Raw genomic sequence first — 18,691 nt, 5'->3', positions numbered from 1 at the left:
TGTTACCGGGTGGAATCCTCTGAACCGCCGCCGGCCGGCGGGCGGGGAGCCGATGCCGGAGCGGCATCGCGAGGTGCGGCGTGCAAGGCGGCACCTGCCGCGTCGCGCGTCTGCACGAATTCTTTCTCGAAATCGAAGGTCTTGCGGGCCGTGGACATCGCCATCACCACATCGACGCCGGAGCCGGCGTCCTTGAGCCAGAACCAGAGGCGCCGCTCGCGCACGTAGAACATCGAGAAGATGCCGGCGACCAGCAGCAGGCTGCCAAGATACACCAGATTCTTGCCGGGCGCGCGCGTCAGCTGAAATACCGAAGCTTGCACCTGCTTGAACGAATCGAGCTGCAGGTAGACCGGCGCGCCGTACAGGAAACTGTCGGACAGCGCGTTGATCGCGTTCTGCACGAACCGGACCGTCTCCGCGCCCTGCTGCACGGGCGGTTCGCCGGCGCGCTCGCGCGCGATCTCCCAGACCTCCCACATCGCGCCTTCGAGCATCCGCAGCAGCAGGCCGGCCGCCTTCTCCTGCTCGGCCTTCGGCACCGACCGGTCGATGAACGTCGCAACCGCCTGGAACCCGCCCAGCGGCTGGCCGTCCGCACCGCGCCCGGCGCTGTCGTCGCCGGCCGCAAACAGGGTCAGCACCTTCGACGCGCTGTCCTGCAGGCGGCCGCGCAGCGCCGCTTCGCTGCCCGGCAGCGAACGCTGCGCGAAGCGTGCGGCGGCCTCCGTGCGCACCGCCGGATCTTCGAGCGCCGCGCGCACGCGCATCCATTCGCCGATCGAATCCTGGCTGTCCGCCGGAATCCGCATGTAGCGGAACGGATCGTTCGGGCTTGCGCGCACGCCCGCGAGGAACACGCGCTCGCCGCCCATGTCGACCGGCAGCATGTAGTTGTTGAACTCGCGCGCCTGGCCGTCCTTGCCGCGCACCTTGTACTGCACCGACGGGCCGATGTTGTGCAGCTGGATCGGCTTCGACGATTTCGCGCCCGAGCCGAGCCGCTCGTCGAACGCTTCCTTGAGCGTCGTGGTCTTCGCGACGCCGCGCACGTCCGGCTTGCCGTTCGCGTCGGCCATGTTCTCGACGTTGATCGCGCGGAAATCGGAGAATTCGATCGTCTCGCCGTCGGCGCCCGGCATCTGCAGCGGCACCGAGCTGCCGATCGTGCCCTGCACCGGGAACGTCTTCGGCACGGCGCCCGTCATCGGGTACGCGGTCATCTGCATCTGCGAGCCGCCGTCCTGGAAGCTCGACTGGTAGATCGACACGCCCTTGTACGTGAACGGCTTGTTGACCTCGACGCGCGCCGGGATCTTCTGCCCGGTCGCGCGATCGATCACGACGATGTCGCTCGCGAACAGCTTCGGCATCCCGGTCGTGTAGTAGTCGACGATGAACTTGTTGAGCTGGATCGAGAACGGCAGGTCCTGGATCAGCGAGCCGTTCGGCTGGTTGAGGATCGCGGTCGACACGAACTGGCCTTCCGGCACCCACGCGTAGCCGCGGAACGTCGGGTTCGACGCCGACAGGCGATGGTCGGGCGAGATCTCGCTGATCGTCGCGCTCGTGTTGACGGGGCTCTTGCCGAACATCCACATCTGGAATTTGATCGGCAGGTTGCTGTCGAGCAGGCCGCCGACGCAGATCACGACGATCGCGAGGTGCGCGGCGATGTAGCCCCACTTCGTCATCGCGCCGCGCTTCGCGGAGACCAGCGTCGCGCCGTCGGTTTCGCGCACGACGTGCTTGTAGCCGGCCTTCGTGACGAACGCGGCGAGCGTCGCGGTCGCCTGCGCGCGCGTGCCGGCCGCCGCATATTCGGCCTTGTGGTGGAACGCGCGCAGGCTGCCTTCGCGCACCTTGTCCTTCCAGCTCTTCGCGTCCTTGAGCATCTTCGGCGCATTGCGGATCACGCACAGCGAGATCGACACGACGAGGAAGATCAGGATCAGCATGAACCACCACGCGCTGTACACGTTGTACAGGCCGAGCGAGCGGAAGATGTCGGCCCAGAACGGCCCGAACTGGTTCACGTAGTTCGGATACGGGTCGTCCTGGGTCAGGACGGTGCCGACGATGCTCGCGATCGACAGCACCACCAGCAGCGCGATCGCAAAGCGCATCGAGCTCAACAGCTCGACTGCGCGCTTCGTTGCGCCCTGGCCCGACTTCGACTGCAACCCCGACGTGGTAACGCTCATTCAAACTCCGACTGACAACAAAAAAGGGCAAGGCGGCCGCTGCGATGCGGCGCCCCACCCTTTTCTTGTTCTGACTCCGGCCGCCCTGCGGGCGCCCGGTCGCTCTTTCGCGGCCGACGCTCAGTGCAGGCCGGCGATGTAATCCGCGACGGCCTTGATCTCGCTGTCCGACAGGCGCGACGCGATCTGATGCATCGCCTCGTTGTTGTTACGGGCGCCAGCTCCCTGCTGGAACGCCGCCAACTGGGCGACGGTGTAATCCGACCACTGGCCCGACAGACGCGGATACTGGACCGGCAGCCCCTGCCCGGTCGGCCCGTGGCAGCTCGCACACGCGGGCACGCCCTTCTCCGCGATGCCGCCGCGGTAGATCTTCTGGCCGAGCGGCACGCTGGCCGCGACGTGCGCGGTGCCGGGCTTGGCCGCCTGCGAACCGTAATACGCCGCGACGTTGCGCATGTCGTCCGCGCTCAGCGCGCTCGCGAACCCGACCATCACGGCGTTGTTGCGCGCCGGCCCCTTCGCGCCCGGTTGCGCCTTGAAATCGTTCAACTGCTTGACCAGATACTCGGGATGCTGGCCGGCGAGCTTCGGAAAACCGCCCGACGCGCTGTTGCCGTCGGCGCCGTGACACGATGCGCAGACTTGCGCCGCGATCGCCTTGCCACGATCCAGATCCGGCTTTGCCGCATCCGCCGCCCTTGCCTCTGCTACGAAACCTACGAACCCTGCTGCAACCTGAAGCACCATCAGAGACTTGCACAGTCGATTCATTCGCACACCCTGTTTCGTCTTGTGGGAATTGAGGTTCTGCAATAAACGACGGCGATCAGTCTACCGCAGAAGCGCGCGAGGCGGGGCGCCCGGGGCCTTCGGTAAAACCGCCGTATTGTACAATATCGCGCTGAAAGCCCCCGCGCCTATCGGGGCTACCCCGCCTCCACCAAGCGGCTCGCGCCGCCCGTCCGTCCCCGGTTCCCATGGCCTTTCTGCTCCATCAAGCCCGCTTCTACACGACCGTCAACCACCTGCGCGACCTGCCGCCGACGGTGCAGCCGGAAGTCGCGTTCGCGGGCCGCTCGAACGCCGGCAAATCGACCGCGATCAACGTGCTGTGCAACCAGAAGCGGCTCGCGTTCGCGTCGAAGACGCCCGGCCGTACGCAGCACATCAACTACTTCTCGGTCGGCCCCGCGGCCGAGCCCGTCGCGAACCTCGTCGACCTGCCCGGCTACGGCTACGCGGAAGTGCCCGGCGCCGCGAAGGCGCACTGGGAAATGCTGCTGTCGACCTACCTCGCAACCCGCTCGCAGCTCTGCGGGCTGATCCTGATGATGGATTCGCGCCGCCCGCTGACCGAGCTCGACCGCCGGATGATCGAGTGGTTCGCGCCGACCGGCAAGCCGATCCACACGCTGCTGACGAAATGCGACAAATTGACGCGCCAGGAAAGCATCAACGCGCTGCGGACGACGCAGAAGGGGCTGGATGCGTATCGCGACGCGGGCGTCGAAGGCAAGCTGACGGCCCAGCTGTTCTCGGCGCTCAAGCGCACGGGGCTCGACGAGGCCCACGCGCTGATCGAGAGCTGGGTGCGGCCGTCCGTCGCCGACGAAAAAAGCGAGCCTGTAGCACAATGATCGGGCACCGCGCGGCCGGCACCGGCCGTGCGCACCTGAGGGCGCCTGCGTTTCGGCCGGCTCATAAAAAAACCCGCCGTTTAGCGGCGGGTTAAACAGCCTAATCGAATAACGACAGGCACCCGCTCAGGGAGGAGAAGCGGGGAGCATCACGCTAGGCGTGACGCTCGATCGCTATCATATACCAACGATCCAGAAAATAACCTAAGGGTTCTGTAAAGCCCTTATTGCCCTGATTTCTGCCAAATCGCCATGAGCTTCCATCCGCTTCATCGTCCGCGCCGGATGCGCCGCGACGACTTCTCCCGCCGCATGATGCGCGAAAACCGCCTGACCACCGACGACCTGATCTATCCGGTCTTCGTCGTCGAAGGCACGAACGAGCGCCAGCCGGTGCCGTCGATGCCCGGTGTCGAGCGCGTGTCCGTCGACCTGCTGATGCAGGTGGCCGAGCAGTGCGTCGAACTGGGCGTGCCCGTGCTGTCGCTGTTCCCGGCCATCGAGCCGTCGCTGAAGACGCCTGACGGCCGCGAGGCGGCCAATCCAGAGGGCCTGATCCCGCGCGCGGTGCGCGAGCTGAAGAAGCGCTTCCCCGAGCTCGGCGTGCTGACCGATGTCGCGCTCGATCCGTACACGAGCCACGGCCAGGACGGCGTGCTCGACGAAAACGGCTACGTGATCAACGACGACACCGTCGAAATCCTGATCGAGCAGGCGCGCGCGCAGGCCGAGGCCGGCGTCGACATCGTTGCGCCGTCCGACATGATGGATGGCCGCATCGGCGCGATCCGCGAGATGCTCGAAAGCGAAGGCCATATCCATACGCGCATCATGGCCTACTCGGCCAAGTACGCGTCGGCGTTTTACGGCCCGTTCCGCGACGCGGTCGGCTCGGCGGCGAATCTGGGCAAGAGCAACAAGATGACCTACCAGATGGACCCGGCGAACACCGACGAAGCGCTGCGCGAAGTGCGCCTCGACATCGAGGAAGGCGCGGACATGGTGATGGTGAAGCCCGGCATGCCGTACCTCGACATCGTGCGCCGCGTGAAGGACGAGTTCCGCTTCCCGACCTACGTGTACCAGGTCAGCGGCGAATACGCGATGCTGAAGGCCGCCGCGATGAACGGCTGGCTCGATCACGACAAGGTCGTGCTCGAATCGCTGCTCGCGTTCAAGCGCGCCGGCGCCGACGGCGTGCTCACGTACTTCGCGCTCGATGCCGCGCGCCTGCTGAAGGCGCAGCGCTGACCCGGCGCCAGAGGCCGGAAAGCAAAACGGCGACGCACTTCGGTGCGTCGCCGTTTCTTCTTGCCGGTCGATCGAGGGCCGACGCCGTCTTTGTGCGCTCAGGGCATTCGAACGTCTCGGACCCGCGAGCGACGCGCGCCGGTCACACCGTCGGCACGGCCGCGCGATCGAGGCTGCGCAGGAACGTGTCGGGGGCCTGATAGCCGACCACCCGCCCGATTTCCTTGCCGTTGCGATCGAAGAAGATGATCCCGGGCGGGCCGAACAGGTTGAAGCGCTTCAGCAGCGCCTGATCGGCCGGACTGTTCGCGGTGACGTCCGCGCGCACCAGGTGCAGTTGCGCGAGCCTCGCCTGCACGCGCGAATCGGTGAAGGTCAGATGCTCCATCTCCTTGCAGCTCACGCACCAGTCGGCATAGAAATCGAGCATCACCGGCTGGCCCGACGTCTTCAGCAGCGCATCGAGCTCGCCATTCGACCGCACTGACGCGAACGTCGGCCCTTCCGCGCCCGGCGCACCGGCCGCGGGCGGGCCGGCCACGGACGCGGTCGTGCGCGCGGCAAGCACCGCCAGCGGCTTGACGGGATCGGTCGATCCTGCGGCGAGGCCGACGAGCAGCGTGGCCGCCCAGATCGCCAGCGCCGCGCCGAGCCCGCGCCCGAGTCGCCGCCAGATCGACGGCGTGCCCGCGTGCGGCGTGAACAGGCCGAGCGCGGCCGCCGCGACGAGCAGCCACAGCGCGGCCAGCATCATCCGAAACGCCCCGCCGAGCACCGGCCAGACGATCCACAGCGCGGCCGCGAGCAGCACGATGCCGAAGAACACCTTCACGCCATCCATCCACGCGCCCGCGCGAGGCAGCAACGTGCCCGCGCCGACGCCGACGATCAGCAGCGGCACGCCGAGCCCCAGCCCCATCGCGAACAGCGCCGCGCCGCCGAGCAGCGCGTTGCCGGTATGCGCGATGAACGCGAGCACCGCGAACAGCGGCGCCGTCATGCAGGCGCCGACGACGAGCGCCGACAGCGCGCCCATCGCCGCGACCGCCGCGAAGTGGCCGCCCTTGTGGCCGGTCGTCGCGTTGGCGGCGCCGTTCTGCCAGCGCTGCGGCAGTGCGATGTCGATGCCGGAAATCAGCGATGCCGCGAAAGCCGTCAGCAGCACGCCGAAGCTGCCCAGCACCCACGGGTTCTGCAGCCATGCCCCGAGACTCTGCCCGACCAGCGCGGCGGCGATCCCGAGCACCGTGTAGACGAGCGCCATGCCGATCACGTAGGTCAGCGACAGCGCGAAGCCGCGTGCGTGCGTCACGCGCGTGCCCTGGCCGATGATGATCGCCGATACGATCGGAATCATCGGATAGGAGCAGGGCAGGAGGCTCAGCACGACGCCCGCGACGAAATAGAGTGCGACGACCGTGAAGAAGCCCTGGCCTTCGAGCAGCGACTGCGCATAATCGGCGCTCGTGATCTGGTCGAGCCAGCTGCCGGCCGCGTCGTCCCGGCCGGCCGGCGAGGCCGCGGTCGCCGCCGTGGACACCGCGCCGAGCGCGTCGCCGCTCACCTTCACGACATGCTCGGCCGGCGGATAGCAGATTCCTTCGTCCGCGCATCCCTGCGACGTCACCGCGAGCTCGAACGCCCCGGCGGCCTGCTTGACCGGCACGTGGATCACCACGTCACCGCGATAGGTCTCGACGTTCTTCTGGAACGTCTGGTCGAATTTCACATGGCCCGCGGGCAGCTGCGGCTCGCCGAGCGTCGCCTGGCCGCTCTTGACCGCGAACGCGAACCGCTCCCGATACAGGTAATAGCCGTCCGCGACCTTGAAACGCACGTCGACCTGGCCCGGCGACTCGCTGGCGCTGAACTTGAACGCCACCGACGGATCGAGGAAATCGTCGGCGGCCCGGGCGAGCGACATGCCGCCCAGCGTGAACACGAGGAGCGACAGCAGCAGCGCGAGGAGCCGCAATGCATGGATGCGCGCGCGAAGAGCCATACCGTTAAACATGAAATAGACGTTGAGTTTCGCCAGCCACCCACTGGCCGTACTTCGGCGCGGCCGCCGCTTGCCAGGAGACGATTTCGGGCGTGTCGTAAGGATGGTGCGACTGGATGAAGCGCTCCAGCTCGAGCGAGCGCACCGGGCTCGTCTTGAACAGCAGCTGGATTTCTTCGGCCGTTTCGACCTTGCCTTCCCAGTGATAGCGCGACCGGATCGCGCCGAGCTGCGACACACAGGCGGCAAGCCGCGCGGCCAGCGCGCCGTCGGCGAGCGCGTCGGCGGTCGCCGCATCCGGCACCGTCGTCAGCATCAGCACCACGACCATTCGCGCACCTCCAGTTTCGTTCGCCGGCGCATTCGCCAGCTGTTTGCTCCGTATCGTAGCGCACCCTGCGCGATGGTGCCGGCGGCCGCCTGCGGCAATCGACCGCACTCCGCGACCGCCAAGCAAAAAGGGCCAAGCGAATGCTTGACCCTTTTCTGTTACTGCGACGTACCGGGAAGCTTATTCAGCTTCTTGCACGTTTTCCGTTTCGTCGACTTCCGGACGATCCAGCAGCTCGACCAGTGCCATCGGTGCGTTGTCGCCGACGCGGAAGCCGAACTTCAGGATGCGCAGGTAGCCGCCCGGACGGTTCGCGAAACGCGGACCGAGCACGTCGAACAGCTTCGCCACCGAGTCGCGATCGCGCAGGCGGTTGAACGCCAGGCGACGGTTCGCGAGCGACGGCTTCTTGCCGAGCGTGATCAGCGGCTCGACGACCTTACGGAGTTCCTTCGCCTTCGGCAGCGTCGTCTTGATGACTTCGTGCTCGATCAGCGAGTTGGACATGTTGCGGAGCATTGCCAGACGGTGGCTGCTCGTGCGGTTCAGTTTCCGCAGACCATGACGATGGCGCATTTCAGTTTCCTTGATTCAAAGTTTTGATCCAGCTCTTCTATCGCACCTACAGGGGTGCACGGGCCGGTAACGAAAAAAAGCAAGATGCGGATTCTAAAGGAAAATCCGCATCTTGGCCAGTTACAGCAACAACCGGGCTTACTTGTCGAGACCAGCCGGCGGCCAGTTCTCGAGCTTCATGCCCAGCGTGAGACCGCGGGAAGCAAGCACTTCCTTGATCTCGTTGAGCGACTTGCGACCGAGATTCGGCGTCTTCAGCAGCTCGTTTTCCGTGCGCTGGATCAGGTCGCCGATGTAGTAGATGTTCTCGGCCTTCAGGCAGTTCGCCGAACGAACCGTCAGCTCGAGATCGTCCACCGGACGCAGCAGGATCGGATCGATCTGCGGTGCGCGCGACGGTGCTTCCGCTGCCGTCTCCGTGCCTTCCAGCGCCGCGAACACGGACAGCTGGTCGACCAGGATGCGCGCCGATTGACGGATCGCCTCTTCCGGCGTGATCACGCCGCTCGTCTCGATGTTCATCACGAGCTTGTCGAGGTCGGTACGCTGCTCGACACGCGCGCTTTCGACTGCGTAGCTCACGCGGCGAACCGGCGAGAACGATGCATCGAGGACGATGCGGCCGATGATCTTGGCCGTGTCTTCGCCATAGCGACGCACGTTGCCCGGCACATAGCCGCGGCCCTTCTCGATCTTGATCTGCACGTCGAGCTTGCCGCCCTTCGACAGATGCGCGATCACGTGATTCGGGTTGATGACTTCACAATCGTGCGCCAGCTCGATATCGGCTGCCGTGACGATGCCTTCGCCTTCCTTGCGCAGCGTCACCGTCACTTCGTCGCGGTTGTGCAGCTTGAACACCACGCCCTTCAGGTTCAGCAGCAGGTTGACGACGTCCTCTTGCACACCGTCAAGCGTCGAATACTCGTGCACCACGCCCGCGATCGTCACTTCGGTCGGCGCGTAGCCCACCATCGACGACAGCAGCACGCGGCGGAGCGCATTGCCCAAGGTGTGGCCATAGCCGCGTTCGAACGGCTCCATGACCACCTTCGCGTGGTTCTCGCCCAGCGATTCCACGGCGATGATCTTGGGTTTCAGCAAACTGGTTTGCATGGGTTTTCCTTTTCAATACCCTCGGCTCGTTACACCGATAAGGCTGACCGGTAACAACCAGAAAATAAACAGCCGAGGCCCCTCCTTGCATGACGCAATCGGGGTACCTCGGCCGTCAATCGGATTAACGCGAATACAATTCGACGATCAGGCTTTCGTTGATGTCGCCGGCGATGTCGGCGCGTTCCGGCATTTGCTTGAACGTACCTTCGAACTTCTTCGCATCGACTGCAACCCAGCTCGCCAGGCCGCCTTGCTCGGCCAGCGACAGCGCTTCGACGATACGTGCCTGCTTCTTCGCCTTTTCGCGGATCGCGATCACGTCGCCTGCCTTCACTTGCTGCGACGGGACGTTCGCGACGATGCCGTTCACGGTGATCGCCTTGTGGCTCACCAGCTGACGCGCTTCAGCGCGGGTCGAGCCGAAGCCCATGCGGTACACGACGTTGTCGAGGCGCGACTCGAGCAGTTGCAGCAGGTTTTCACCCGTGTTGCCCTTGCGGCGGTCGGCTTCGGCGAAGTAGCGGCGGAACTGACGCTCCAGCACGCCGTAGATGCGCTTGACCTTTTGCTTTTCACGCAGCTGCGTGCCGTAGTCGGACGTACGTGCGCCCGAGGTACGGCCGTGCTGGCCCGGCTTGCTGTCGAGCTTGCACTTGTCGGCGAGCGAGCGGCGTGCGCTCTTCAGGAACAGGTCGGTGCCTTCACGGCGGGACAGCTTGGCCTTAGGGCCGATATAACGTGCCACTTTGCATTCCTTTATCAATCAGTCACGCGGATCGCGATCCGCGCTAGTTCGCGCCCTTTGGGGCGAACGGTGGGCTTAGTCAATCAAAAAAGCACAGCCCGTCGACGCGAAGCGGCGACAGGCATTGCGCCAGCACATCGTCAGATGCGGCGACGCTTCGGCGGACGGCAGCCGTTGTGCGGAACCGGAGTGACATCCGAAATCGCGGTGATCTTGATGCCGAGGCCGTGCAGTGCGCGCACTGCCGACTCGCGACCCGGGCCCGGGCCCTTGATCCGCACTTCCAGATTCTTCACGCCATATTCCATCGCCACACGACCGGCCGACTCAGCAGCAACCTGAGCAGCGAACGGCGTCGACTTGCGCGAGCCCTTGAAGCCCTGGCCGCCCGACGTCGCCCATGCCAGTGCATTGCCCTGGCGATCGGTGATCGTGATGATCGTGTTGTTGAACGACGCGTGAACGTGAACCACGCCTTCAGCGACGTTCTTCTTGACCTTCTTGCGAACGCGTTGCGCCGCGGTGTTCGAAGCCTTAGCCATTACGTTTTCCTGTAACTGTCAGTTCCGCTTACTTCTTCAGCGCTTGCGCTGCACGACGCGGACCCTTGCGAGTACGTGCGTTCGTACGCGTACGCTGACCGCGCATCGGCAGGCCCTTGCGGTGACGAACGCCACGGTAGCAGCCGAGATCCATCAGGCGCTTGATGTTCATCGTCACTTCACGGCGCAGATCGCCTTCGACGACAAACTTGCCCACTTCTTCACGCAGCTTTTCCAGGTCTGCGTCGGTCAGATCCTTGACCTTCTTCGAAAAATCGACGCCAGCTGCCGCGCAGATGCTGCGCGAACGGGTGCGGCCGATACCGAAGATAGCCGTCAGGCCGATCTCGGTATGCTGGTGATTCGGGATGTTAACCCCTGCGATACGAGCCATTGTTTTTCCTCAAACAAAAAGCGCAAACAAACGCGCGGTCAGCCTTGGCGCTGCTTGTGGCGCGGATCCGAGCTGCAGATCACGCGAACGACGCCTTTGCGCTTGATGATCTTGCAATTGCGGCAAATGCGCTTAACCGATGCCATCACTTTCATGATATTACCCTTTTTTCAAATCACTTCGCCCGGAACACGATCCGCGCACGCGACAGATCGTAAGGCGTCAATTCAACCGTCACCTTGTCGCCCGGGAGAATGCGGATGTAGTGCATCCGCATCTTTCCGGAGATATGCCCCAACACGACATGGCCGTTCTCCAGCTTCACGCGGAAGGTCGCATTCGGAAGGTTTTCGATCACCTCGCCCTGCATCTGGATTACATCGTCCTTGGCCATAAGTCCTTTCAACGCATTGGGATGTTGCCGCCCTTGAAGTTAGCCTTCTTGAGCAGCGACTCATACTGTTGCGACATAACGTACGACTGCACCTGCGCCATGAAGTCCATCGTGACGACGACAATGATCAGCAGCGACGTTCCACCAAAATAAAACGGCACGTTCCAGCGCAGCACCAGAAACTCCGGCAGCAGACACACGAAGACGATGTAGATCGCACCGGCCAGCGTCAGACGCGTGAGGATGCGGTCGATGTATCGCGCAGTCTGCTCGCCCGGACGGATGCCCGGCACGAACGCGCCGCTCTTCTTCAGGTTGTCCGCGGTTTCCCTGCTGTTGAACACCAGTGCGGTGTAGAAGAAGCAGAAAAACACGATTGCCAGCGTGTACAGCAGCACATAGACCGGCTGGCCCGGCTTCAGCGCCTCCGCCACGTTATGCAGCGTGTTGGAGAACCAGCTTCCCGACGGCTGACCCGTGCTGAACCAGCCGAGGATGGTTGCCGGGAACAGGATGATCGACGATGCGAAGATCGGCGGAATCACGCCCGACATGTTCAGCTTCAGCGGCAGGTGAGACGACTGCCCGCCGTAGATCTTGTTGCCGACCTGGCGCTTCGCGTAGTTCACGAGGATCTTGCGCTGACCGCGTTCGATGAACACGACCAGGTAAGTCACCGCGGCGATCAGAACGACAATGATGATCGCCGAGAACGGCCCCATCGAACCCGTCTTCACCAGCTCGAGCAACCCACCGACGGCATTCGGGAACCCTGCTGCGATCCCGCCGAAGATGATGATCGAGATACCGTTGCCCAGACCTCGCTCGGTGATCTGCTCACCCAGCCACATCAGGAACATCGTGCCGGTTACCAGCGTCACGACCGTCGTCAGACGGAACAGCATGCCGGGGTCGGTGACGAGGCCCGGCTGGTTTTCCAGCGCGGCCGCGATACCGAACGCCTGGAAGGTCGCGAGCACCACGGTGAAATACCGCGTGTACTGCGTGATCTTCCGTTGCCCTGCCTGCCCTTCCTTCTTCAGCGCTTCGAGCTGCGGCGAGACGATCGCCATCAGCTGCATGATGATCGACGCCGAGATGTACGGCATGATCCCCAGCGCGAAGATCGTGAAGCGGGAAAGCGCGCCACCCGAGAACATGTTGAACATGCCCAGGATGCCGCCCGCCTGGCTCTGGAACAGCTTAGCCAGTTGATCCGGATCGATGCCCGGCACGGGGATGTGCGCGCCGATGCGATAGACGATCAGCGCCAGGAGCAGGAACATCGCTCGCCGGCGCAGATCGCCGAATTTCGCCGTGCTTCGACCGGGTTTTGCAAGACTCGGGCTGTTAGCCAAGTACTTTCTCCGATGCAAATGCTAGAGACGACGCGCTAGGCGTGTCACTCGGCAAACGAACCGCCAGCCGCTTCGATCGCAGCGCGCGCACCCTTGGTGGCGCCGAGACCCTTCACGACGATCTTGCGCTTCAGTTCACCGGTGGCGATGATCTTTGCGCTCTTCGTCAGCTCGCCGACCAGGCCGGCTTGCTTCAGTGCGAGCAGATCGATTTCGTCGACCGGCAGCTTCTCGAGGTCGCCCAGGCGCACTTCACCGACGAATTCCTTCGTCAGCGACGTGAAGCCGCGCTTCGGCAGACGACGTTGCAGCGGCATCTGACCGCCTTCGAAGCCGACCTTGTGGAAGCCGCCCGAACGCGATTTCTGACCCTTGTGACCACGGCCAGCCGTCTTGCCGAGGCCCGAACCGATGCCGCGGCCGACGCGACGCTTGGCGTGCTTGGCGCCAGCGGCCGGCTTCAGGTTATTCAATTCCATATCAACTCCTTGATCCGTAGTCGGCCGCTTACGCGATGACCTTAACCAGGTACGAGACCTTGTTGATCATGCCGCGGACCGCCGGCGTATCCTGCAGCTCGCTAACCGAATTGAGTCGGCGCAGGCCCAGGCCACGCACGGTCGCGCGGTGCGATTCGCGGGTCCCGATCAGGCTCTTGACGAGCTGAACCTTGACAGTTTTTTCAGACATGGTGACCACCCGGGCTTAGCCCAAAATTTCTTCGACGGACTTGCCGCGCTTCGCCGCGATGTCTGCCGGGGTGGACTGCTTGCGCAGGCCGTCCAGCGTCGCACGGACGAGGTTGTACGGGTTCGTCGAACCGTGGCTCTTCGCCACGACGTTTTGAACGCCCATCACGTCGAACACTGCGCGCATCGGGCCGCCGGCGATCACGCCAGTACCGTCCTTCGCCGGAGCGAGGAGGACTGCCGATGCGCCGTGCTTGCCGTGCACTTCGTGCTGCAGCGTGCCGTTCTTGAGCGGCACCTTGAACATGTTGCGGCGAGCTTGTTCCATTGCCTTCTGGACGGCAACCGGCACTTCCTTCGCCTTGCCCTTGCCCATACCGATGCGGCCATCGCCGTCGCCGACCACGGTCAGTGCGGCGAAGCCGAGAATACGGCCACCCTTCACGACCTTGGTCACGCGGTTGACCGAAATCATCTTTTCACGAAGGCCGTCGTCGCGCTCGTCAGCCTGAACTTTCGCTTGCATCTTTGCCATGACGAATTCCTTCCTTAGAACTTGAGCCCGGCTTCGCGAGCCGCCTCAGCCAGCGCCTTCACGCGGCCGTGGTAGCGGAAGCCCGAGCGGTCGAAGGCGACGGATTCGATGCCGGCGGCCTTGGCCTTTTCGGCGATACGCTTGCCGATCAGGGTCGCAGCGGCAACGTTGCCGCCCTTGCCCGACTTGTCGGCGAGCTCAGCGCGCACTTCGGCTTCGAGCGTCGACGCGCTTGCCAGCACCTTGGTGCCGCACGGCGAGAACACTTGCGCGTAGATGTGCGTATTCGTGCGATGCACGGCGAGACGCGCGACCTGCAGCTCAGCGATCTTGATACGCGTCTGGCGAGCGCGGCGCAGGCGAGATTGAGTCTTATCCATGATTGCGCACCCTTACTTCTTCTTCGTTTCTTTGAGGATCACAACCTCGTCGGAATAGCGCACGCCCTTGCCCTTGTAGGGCTCCGGCGGACGGTAGCCGCGGACTTCCGCTGCCACTTGCCCGACTTTCTGCTTGTCGATCCCCTTGATCACGATTTCGGTTTGCGTCGGGGTTTCAGCCTTGACGCCTTCCGGCATCTGGTGCACCACCGGGTGCGAGAAACCCAGCGACAGGTTCAGCTTGTCGCCTTGCGCTTGCGCACGATAACCGACGCCAACCAGCGTCAGCTTGCGCTCGAAACCCTTGGTCACGCCGTGCACGGCATTCGCGATGATCGCGCGCATCGTGCCCGACAGTGCATTTGCTTCGCGGCTTTCGTCCGCCGGCGACAGGTTCAGCGTGCCGTCGTTGTTCGCCACGTTCACGAGCGGGTTGACCGCTTGCGTGATGGTGCCCAGCGGGCCCTTGACGGTGATTGCACCGTCGGCCAGCTTGACTTCCGCGCCTTGCAGCGCGATCGGGCTCTTACCTACTCGAGACATGTTTCTCTCTCCTCGGCCTTAAGCGACGTAGCAGATGACTTCGCCGCCGACGCCCGTAGCGCGCGCCTTGCGGTCGGTCATCACGCCCTTCGGCGTCGACACGATAGCAACACCGAGGCCATTCATGACCTGCGGAATCTCGTTACGGCCGCGGTACACGCGCAGGCCCGGCTTCGACACGCGCTCGAGGCGCTCGATGACCGGACGACCAGCGTAGTACTTCAGCGCGATGTTCAGCTCAGCCTTCGCGCCTTCGGTCTTCACCGCGAAATCGTCGATATAACCTTCGTCCTTGAGGACTTGTGCGATTGCAACCTTGACCTTCGACGAGGGCATCGCGACCGATACCTTCTCGACCATCTGCGCGTTGCGGATGCGAGTCAGCATATCGGCGATAGGATCACTCATGCTCATTTATGTTTCTCCTATTACCAGCTCGCCTTGGTCAGGCCAGGAATCTCGCCACGGAATGCGATTTCACGAATCTTGTTGCGCGCGAGGCCGAATTTACGGAACGTGCCACGCGGACGGCCCGTAATCGCGCAGCGGTTGCGCTGGCGGGTCGGGTTTGCGTTGCGGGGCAGTTGCTGCAGCTCCAGGCGTGCTTCGTAGCGCTCTTCTTCCGACTTGCTTTGGTCTTCGATGATCGCCTTCAGCGCTTCGCGCTTTGCTGCGAACTTCGCGACCAGGCGGGCGCGCTTCTTTTCACGTTCGATCAGTGCCAGTTTAGCCACGGTAACCTCAGTTTCTGAACGGGAACTTGAAGCTGGCGAGCAGAGCCTTCGCTTCGTCGTCGGTCTTCGCAGTGGTCGTGATGCTGATGTTCAGCCCACGCAGCGCGTCGATCTTGTCGTAATCGATTTCGGGGAAAATGATCTGCTCTTTCACACCGATGTTGTAGTTGCCGCGGCCATCGAAAGCACGACCCGACACACCGCGGAAGTCACGCACGCGGGGCAGGGCAACGGTCACGAAACGGTCGAGGAATTCGTACATCGCGCGACCACGCAGCGTCACCATCGCGCCGATCGGGTAGCCCTGGCGGATCTTGAAGCCTGCGATTGCCTTGCGCGCCTTCGTCACAACCGGCTTCTGACCAGCGATCTTCGTCAGGTCGCCAACGGCGTTCTCGATGATCTTCTTGTCAGCGATCGCTTCGCCAAGACCCATGTTCAGCGTGATCTTGGTGATGCGCGGCACTTCCATGACCGACTTGTAACCGAACTTCTCGATCAGGCCGGGCACAACCTTTTCTTTGTAAAACTCTTGAAAACGAGCCATTTTTTACTCCGCTGCGTCAGGCGCTCAGTACGGCACCGGTCGTCTTCAGGAAGCGAACCTTCTTGCCTTCCTCGACCTTGATGCCAACACGCGACGCCTTGCCATTCGCGTCGACCAGTGCGACGTTCGAAATATGGAGGGGCATCGTCTTCGCTTCCACGCCGCCCGTCGTACCCTTCATCGGGTTCGGCTTCACATGCTTCTTGACGAGGTTGATACCTTCAACCGTCACATGCTCGGCGCCGACAGCCAGCACGACGCCGCGCTTGCCCTTGTCCTTGCCTGCGATGACGATGACTTCGTCACCCTTGCGAATCTTGTTCATCGCGACTCCTTACAGCACTTCCGGCGCCAGCGAAACGATCTTCATGAATCGTTCGCTACGCAGCTCACGCGTGACCGGCCCGAAGATACGGGTGCCGATCGGCTCGAGCTTGTTATTCAAAAGCACAGCGGCGTTGCCGTCGAACTTGATCAGCGAGCCGTCTTGACGGCGAACACCCTTGGCGGTGCGGACCACCACGGCGTTGTAGATTTCGCCTTTCTTCACGCGCCCGCGCGGCGTTGCCTCTTTGACGCTCACCTTGATGATGTCGCCAATGCTGGCATAACGACGCTTCGAGCCGCCGAGCACCTTGATGCACATGACTTCACGTGCACCCGTGTTGTCGGCTACTTCGAGCCGAGATTCGGTCTGGATCATGGTTTGTCTTTCCCAACTTAATCCGGATGCACCACCATGATGCATTCGGTCAGTCTTGGTCCCGTCAGCCAATCGGCTGCTTGGGTTGGAACAGCAGCGACGGCAAACGAAACCCGCCATCGCAATTCGGTGAATCTTTCGGAGCAGGCTGGCGCCCGTCCGCTTCCCCCACCAACTTCGCCCGCGACGGGGCTCCCATAAAGAGGGAAGACCGGGATTATAACAAATAATCCCGGTCACGCAAGCAAAAACTTTGCGATTTCAAGCACTTCGTGGAGAAGTGCCTGTTACTGCCCTACTGCTCGCCCGCTCAGATGACGCGGGCTGCTTCGACGAGGCGCGACACCGTCCAGGCCTTCGTCTTCGAAACAGGACGAGTTTCCTGGATTTCGACGAGATCGCCTTCGTTGCAGGTGTTCGCTTCATCGTGCGCGTGGTACTTCTTCGAGCGCACGACATACTTGCCGTAGATCGGATGCTTGACGCGGTGCTCGATCAGCACGGTGACGGTCTTGTCCATCTTGTTGCTGACGACCCGACCGACCAGCGTCCGCTTCAGCGAGGTTTTCACGCTATCGTTCATTTCTGGTTCGCCTTCTGAGTCATGACGGTCCGCACACGTGCGATGTCGCGACGAACCTTCTTCAGCTGGCTCGTGTTCGTGAGCTGCTGGGTCGCGAGTTGCATGCGCAGGCCGAATTGCGCCTTCAGCAGGTCCGCCAGCTCCTTGTTGAGCGCGGCCTGGTCTTTCTGGAGAAGTTCGGAAGCCTTCATGTTTTCTCCTTAGGCGCCGAGCTGACGAACGATGAACGCCGTCTTCAGCGGCAGCTTAGCTGCAGCCAGACGGAACGCTTCGCGTGCCAGTTCTTCGGATACGCCGTCCATTTCATACAGCATCTTGCCCGGCTGAATCTCGGCAACGTAGTACTCCGGGTTACCCTTACCGTTACCCATACGTACTTCGGCCGGCTTCTGCGAAATCGGCTTGTCCGGGAAAATGCGAATCCAGATGCGGCCGCCACGCTTGATGTGACGCGTCATGGCACGACGCGCCGCTTCAATTTGACGCGCGGTCAAACGGCCGCGACCGATCGCCTTCAGGCCGAATTCACCGAACGACACCGCGTTGCCGCGCGTCGCCTTGCCGGTGTTACGACCCTTCTGCTCTTTGCGATACTTCCTGCGTTTCGGTTGCAGCATCGTTATTCTCCAGTCTTGCCGTCTTCCGGCTTGCCGGCGCCACGGCGCGGTGCGCCACGGCGAGCACCCGGAGCGCCGCCTTCGCCGTCACGGCGCGGACGACGGTCGCCCGGGCGCGCATTGCGACGCGGACGCTTGTCTTCGGCTACTTCTTCCACCACCGGCGCGTCGTTGCGGCCAAGGGTATCGCCCTTGTACACCCACACCTTGACGCCGATGATCCCGTAGGTCGTCTTCGCTTCCGAAGTCGCGTAGTCGATGTCGGCACGCAGCGTGTGAAGCGGCACGCGACCTTCGCGATACCACTCCGTACGTGCGATTTCGATACCGTTCAGACGGCCCGCGCTCATGATCTTGATGCCCTGGGCACCCAGGCGCATCGCGTTCTGCATCGCACGCTTCATCGCGCGACGGAACATGATCCGGCGCTCGAGCTGTTGCGTGATCGAGTCAGCGATCAGCTGCGCATCGGTTTCCGGCTTGCGGATCTCTTCGATGTTGACGTGAACCGGAACGCCCATGCGGCGTTGCAGTTCCGTCTTCAGCAGTTCGATATCCTCGCCCTTCTTGCCGATGACGACACCCGGACGCGAGCTGAAAATCGTGATGCGCGCGTTCTTTGCCGGACGCTCGATGACGACGCGACCGACCGAAGCGTTCTTCAGCTTCTTCTTCAGGTATTCACGAACACCGATGTCTTCCTTCAACATCGCCGCGAAATTGTTGTTGTTCGCGTACCAACGCGACGCCCAATTGCGGCTGACGGCCAAACGGAAGCCAGTCGGATGAATTTTCTGTCCCATC

28 protein-coding genes are annotated in these 18,691 nt (G+C 63.1%); 2 read left to right on the top strand and 26 right to left on the bottom strand.

Translation table 11 applies throughout. The annotated features are described in order from the left end of the window. Positions 1 to 2: 2 nt before the first annotated feature. Both KY49_RS00300 and KY49_RS00295 read right to left on the bottom strand, forming a co-directional pair. Complete coding sequence (locus KY49_RS00300) at positions 3 to 2,204, bottom strand: cytochrome c biogenesis protein ResB (RefSeq protein WP_042582915.1); 2,202 nt, start codon at positions 2,202 to 2,204, stop codon at positions 3 to 5. A 120-nt stretch (positions 2,205 to 2,324) separates the two neighbouring features. After that, the gene (locus tag KY49_RS00295) at positions 2,325 to 2,978 is read right to left on the bottom strand and encodes a c-type cytochrome (protein WP_042582914.1); all 654 of its coding nucleotides are present in this window, start codon (positions 2,976 to 2,978) and stop codon (positions 2,325 to 2,327) included. A gap of 206 nt (positions 2,979 to 3,184) precedes the next feature. Here KY49_RS00295 and yihA point away from each other — a divergent pair, with 206 nt between their 5' ends. Both yihA and hemB read left to right on the top strand, forming a co-directional pair. Next, positions 3,185 to 3,844 (top strand): ribosome biogenesis GTP-binding protein YihA/YsxC, encoded by a 660-nt coding sequence (yihA, locus tag KY49_RS00290; RefSeq protein WP_010092933.1) that lies wholly within the window; start codon positions 3,185 to 3,187, stop codon positions 3,842 to 3,844. A 252-nt stretch (positions 3,845 to 4,096) separates the two neighbouring features. Next, entirely contained in the window at positions 4,097 to 5,095 is a 999-nt protein-coding gene (hemB, locus tag KY49_RS00285; RefSeq protein WP_042582913.1) for a porphobilinogen synthase, read from the top strand. A gap of 142 nt (positions 5,096 to 5,237) precedes the next feature. On the opposite strand, the gene dsbD is transcribed toward hemB, so the two are convergent. From dsbD to rpsC, 24 genes are all read right to left on the bottom strand, one after another. Next, on the bottom strand, positions 5,238 to 7,109 hold the full coding sequence (gene dsbD / locus KY49_RS00280; protein ID WP_042582912.1) for a protein-disulfide reductase DsbD: 1,872 nt from the start codon (positions 7,107 to 7,109) through the stop codon (positions 5,238 to 5,240). Continuing rightward, positions 7,102 to 7,428 carry a divalent-cation tolerance protein CutA gene (cutA, locus tag KY49_RS00275; protein ID WP_042582911.1) on the bottom strand — a complete coding sequence of 109 codons (327 nt, stop codon included), beginning with the start codon at positions 7,426 to 7,428 and terminating at the stop codon, positions 7,102 to 7,104. The genes dsbD and cutA overlap by 8 nt, the downstream gene beginning before the upstream one ends. Positions 7,429 to 7,608: 180 nt before the next feature. Continuing rightward, a complete protein-coding gene (gene rplQ, locus KY49_RS00270; RefSeq protein ID WP_006400638.1) occupies positions 7,609 to 8,004 on the bottom strand; it encodes a 50S ribosomal protein L17 in 396 nt (131 codons plus the stop codon). 138 nt (positions 8,005 to 8,142) lie between these two features. Continuing rightward, a complete protein-coding gene (locus tag KY49_RS00265) occupies positions 8,143 to 9,120 on the bottom strand; it encodes a DNA-directed RNA polymerase subunit alpha (protein ID WP_042582910.1) in 978 nt (325 codons plus the stop codon). Between the two features lie 124 nt (positions 9,121 to 9,244). After that, complete coding sequence (rpsD, locus tag KY49_RS00260; protein ID WP_010092938.1) at positions 9,245 to 9,868, bottom strand: 30S ribosomal protein S4; 624 nt, start codon at positions 9,866 to 9,868, stop codon at positions 9,245 to 9,247. A gap of 140 nt (positions 9,869 to 10,008) precedes the next feature. Beyond that, a complete protein-coding gene (gene rpsK, locus KY49_RS00255) occupies positions 10,009 to 10,410 on the bottom strand; it encodes a 30S ribosomal protein S11 (protein ID WP_010092939.1) in 402 nt (133 codons plus the stop codon). A 28-nt stretch (positions 10,411 to 10,438) separates the two neighbouring features. Continuing rightward, complete coding sequence (rpsM, locus tag KY49_RS00250) at positions 10,439 to 10,804, bottom strand: 30S ribosomal protein S13 (RefSeq protein ID WP_042582909.1); 366 nt, start codon at positions 10,802 to 10,804, stop codon at positions 10,439 to 10,441. Between the two features lie 38 nt (positions 10,805 to 10,842). Then, on the bottom strand, positions 10,843 to 10,959 hold the full coding sequence (gene rpmJ / locus KY49_RS00245) for a 50S ribosomal protein L36 (RefSeq protein ID WP_004199844.1): 117 nt from the start codon (positions 10,957 to 10,959) through the stop codon (positions 10,843 to 10,845). A 20-nt stretch (positions 10,960 to 10,979) separates the two neighbouring features. Further along, complete coding sequence (gene infA / locus KY49_RS00240) at positions 10,980 to 11,198, bottom strand: translation initiation factor IF-1 (RefSeq protein WP_004521905.1); 219 nt, start codon at positions 11,196 to 11,198, stop codon at positions 10,980 to 10,982. An 8-nt stretch (positions 11,199 to 11,206) separates the two neighbouring features. Beyond that, on the bottom strand, positions 11,207 to 12,556 hold the full coding sequence (secY, locus tag KY49_RS00235; protein WP_010092940.1) for a preprotein translocase subunit SecY: 1,350 nt from the start codon (positions 12,554 to 12,556) through the stop codon (positions 11,207 to 11,209). A 44-nt stretch (positions 12,557 to 12,600) separates the two neighbouring features. Further along, positions 12,601 to 13,035 (bottom strand): 50S ribosomal protein L15, encoded by a 435-nt coding sequence (rplO, locus tag KY49_RS00230; RefSeq protein ID WP_006482880.1) that lies wholly within the window; start codon positions 13,033 to 13,035, stop codon positions 12,601 to 12,603. A gap of 28 nt (positions 13,036 to 13,063) precedes the next feature. Continuing rightward, positions 13,064 to 13,246 carry a 50S ribosomal protein L30 gene (rpmD, locus tag KY49_RS00225; protein WP_006400644.1) on the bottom strand — a complete coding sequence of 61 codons (183 nt, stop codon included), beginning with the start codon at positions 13,244 to 13,246 and terminating at the stop codon, positions 13,064 to 13,066. 15 nt (positions 13,247 to 13,261) lie between these two features. Then, complete coding sequence (gene rpsE / locus KY49_RS00220; RefSeq protein WP_010092941.1) at positions 13,262 to 13,780, bottom strand: 30S ribosomal protein S5; 519 nt, start codon at positions 13,778 to 13,780, stop codon at positions 13,262 to 13,264. 14 nt (positions 13,781 to 13,794) lie between these two features. Continuing rightward, a complete protein-coding gene (gene rplR / locus KY49_RS00215) occupies positions 13,795 to 14,160 on the bottom strand; it encodes a 50S ribosomal protein L18 (protein WP_006400645.1) in 366 nt (121 codons plus the stop codon). 12 nt (positions 14,161 to 14,172) lie between these two features. After that, complete coding sequence (gene rplF / locus KY49_RS00210) at positions 14,173 to 14,703, bottom strand: 50S ribosomal protein L6 (protein WP_010092942.1); 531 nt, start codon at positions 14,701 to 14,703, stop codon at positions 14,173 to 14,175. Positions 14,704 to 14,721: 18 nt separating this feature from the next. Beyond that, positions 14,722 to 15,117: a 30S ribosomal protein S8 gene (gene rpsH, locus KY49_RS00205; protein ID WP_006400647.1), complete on the bottom strand. Its 396-nt coding sequence runs from the start codon at positions 15,115 to 15,117 to the stop codon at positions 14,722 to 14,724. A 14-nt stretch (positions 15,118 to 15,131) separates the two neighbouring features. Next, positions 15,132 to 15,437 (bottom strand): 30S ribosomal protein S14, encoded by a 306-nt coding sequence (gene rpsN / locus KY49_RS00200; protein WP_006400648.1) that lies wholly within the window; start codon positions 15,435 to 15,437, stop codon positions 15,132 to 15,134. Positions 15,438 to 15,444: 7 nt separating this feature from the next. Continuing rightward, entirely contained in the window at positions 15,445 to 15,984 is a 540-nt protein-coding gene (gene rplE / locus KY49_RS00195; protein WP_006482882.1) for a 50S ribosomal protein L5, read from the bottom strand. 16 nt (positions 15,985 to 16,000) lie between these two features. Continuing rightward, complete coding sequence (rplX, locus tag KY49_RS00190) at positions 16,001 to 16,309, bottom strand: 50S ribosomal protein L24 (protein ID WP_010092943.1); 309 nt, start codon at positions 16,307 to 16,309, stop codon at positions 16,001 to 16,003. A gap of 9 nt (positions 16,310 to 16,318) precedes the next feature. Beyond that, positions 16,319 to 16,687, bottom strand: a complete 369-nt coding sequence (gene rplN / locus KY49_RS00185) for a 50S ribosomal protein L14 (protein WP_004197951.1) — start codon at positions 16,685 to 16,687, stop codon at positions 16,319 to 16,321. A gap of 310 nt (positions 16,688 to 16,997) precedes the next feature. After that, positions 16,998 to 17,270, bottom strand: a complete 273-nt coding sequence (rpsQ, locus tag KY49_RS00180; RefSeq protein ID WP_006752928.1) for a 30S ribosomal protein S17 — start codon at positions 17,268 to 17,270, stop codon at positions 16,998 to 17,000. Further along, positions 17,267 to 17,461, bottom strand: a complete 195-nt coding sequence (gene rpmC / locus KY49_RS00175) for a 50S ribosomal protein L29 (protein WP_006400652.1) — start codon at positions 17,459 to 17,461, stop codon at positions 17,267 to 17,269. The genes rpsQ and rpmC overlap by 4 nt, the downstream gene beginning before the upstream one ends. Before the next feature lie 9 nt (positions 17,462 to 17,470). After that, entirely contained in the window at positions 17,471 to 17,887 is a 417-nt protein-coding gene (rplP, locus tag KY49_RS00170) for a 50S ribosomal protein L16 (protein ID WP_006765417.1), read from the bottom strand. 2 nt (positions 17,888 to 17,889) lie between these two features. Continuing rightward, the gene (rpsC, locus tag KY49_RS00165) at positions 17,890 to 18,690 is read right to left on the bottom strand and encodes a 30S ribosomal protein S3 (RefSeq protein WP_010092944.1); all 801 of its coding nucleotides are present in this window, start codon (positions 18,688 to 18,690) and stop codon (positions 17,890 to 17,892) included. Position 18,691: the final 1 nt, after the last annotated feature.

Origin of the sequence: Burkholderia sp. MSHR3999 (assembly GCF_000833595.1) — a bacterium.
Classification (GTDB): Bacteria; Pseudomonadota; Gammaproteobacteria; order Burkholderiales; family Burkholderiaceae; genus Burkholderia; species Burkholderia ubonensis.
This window is presented reverse-complemented; position numbering and strand designations above follow the sequence as displayed.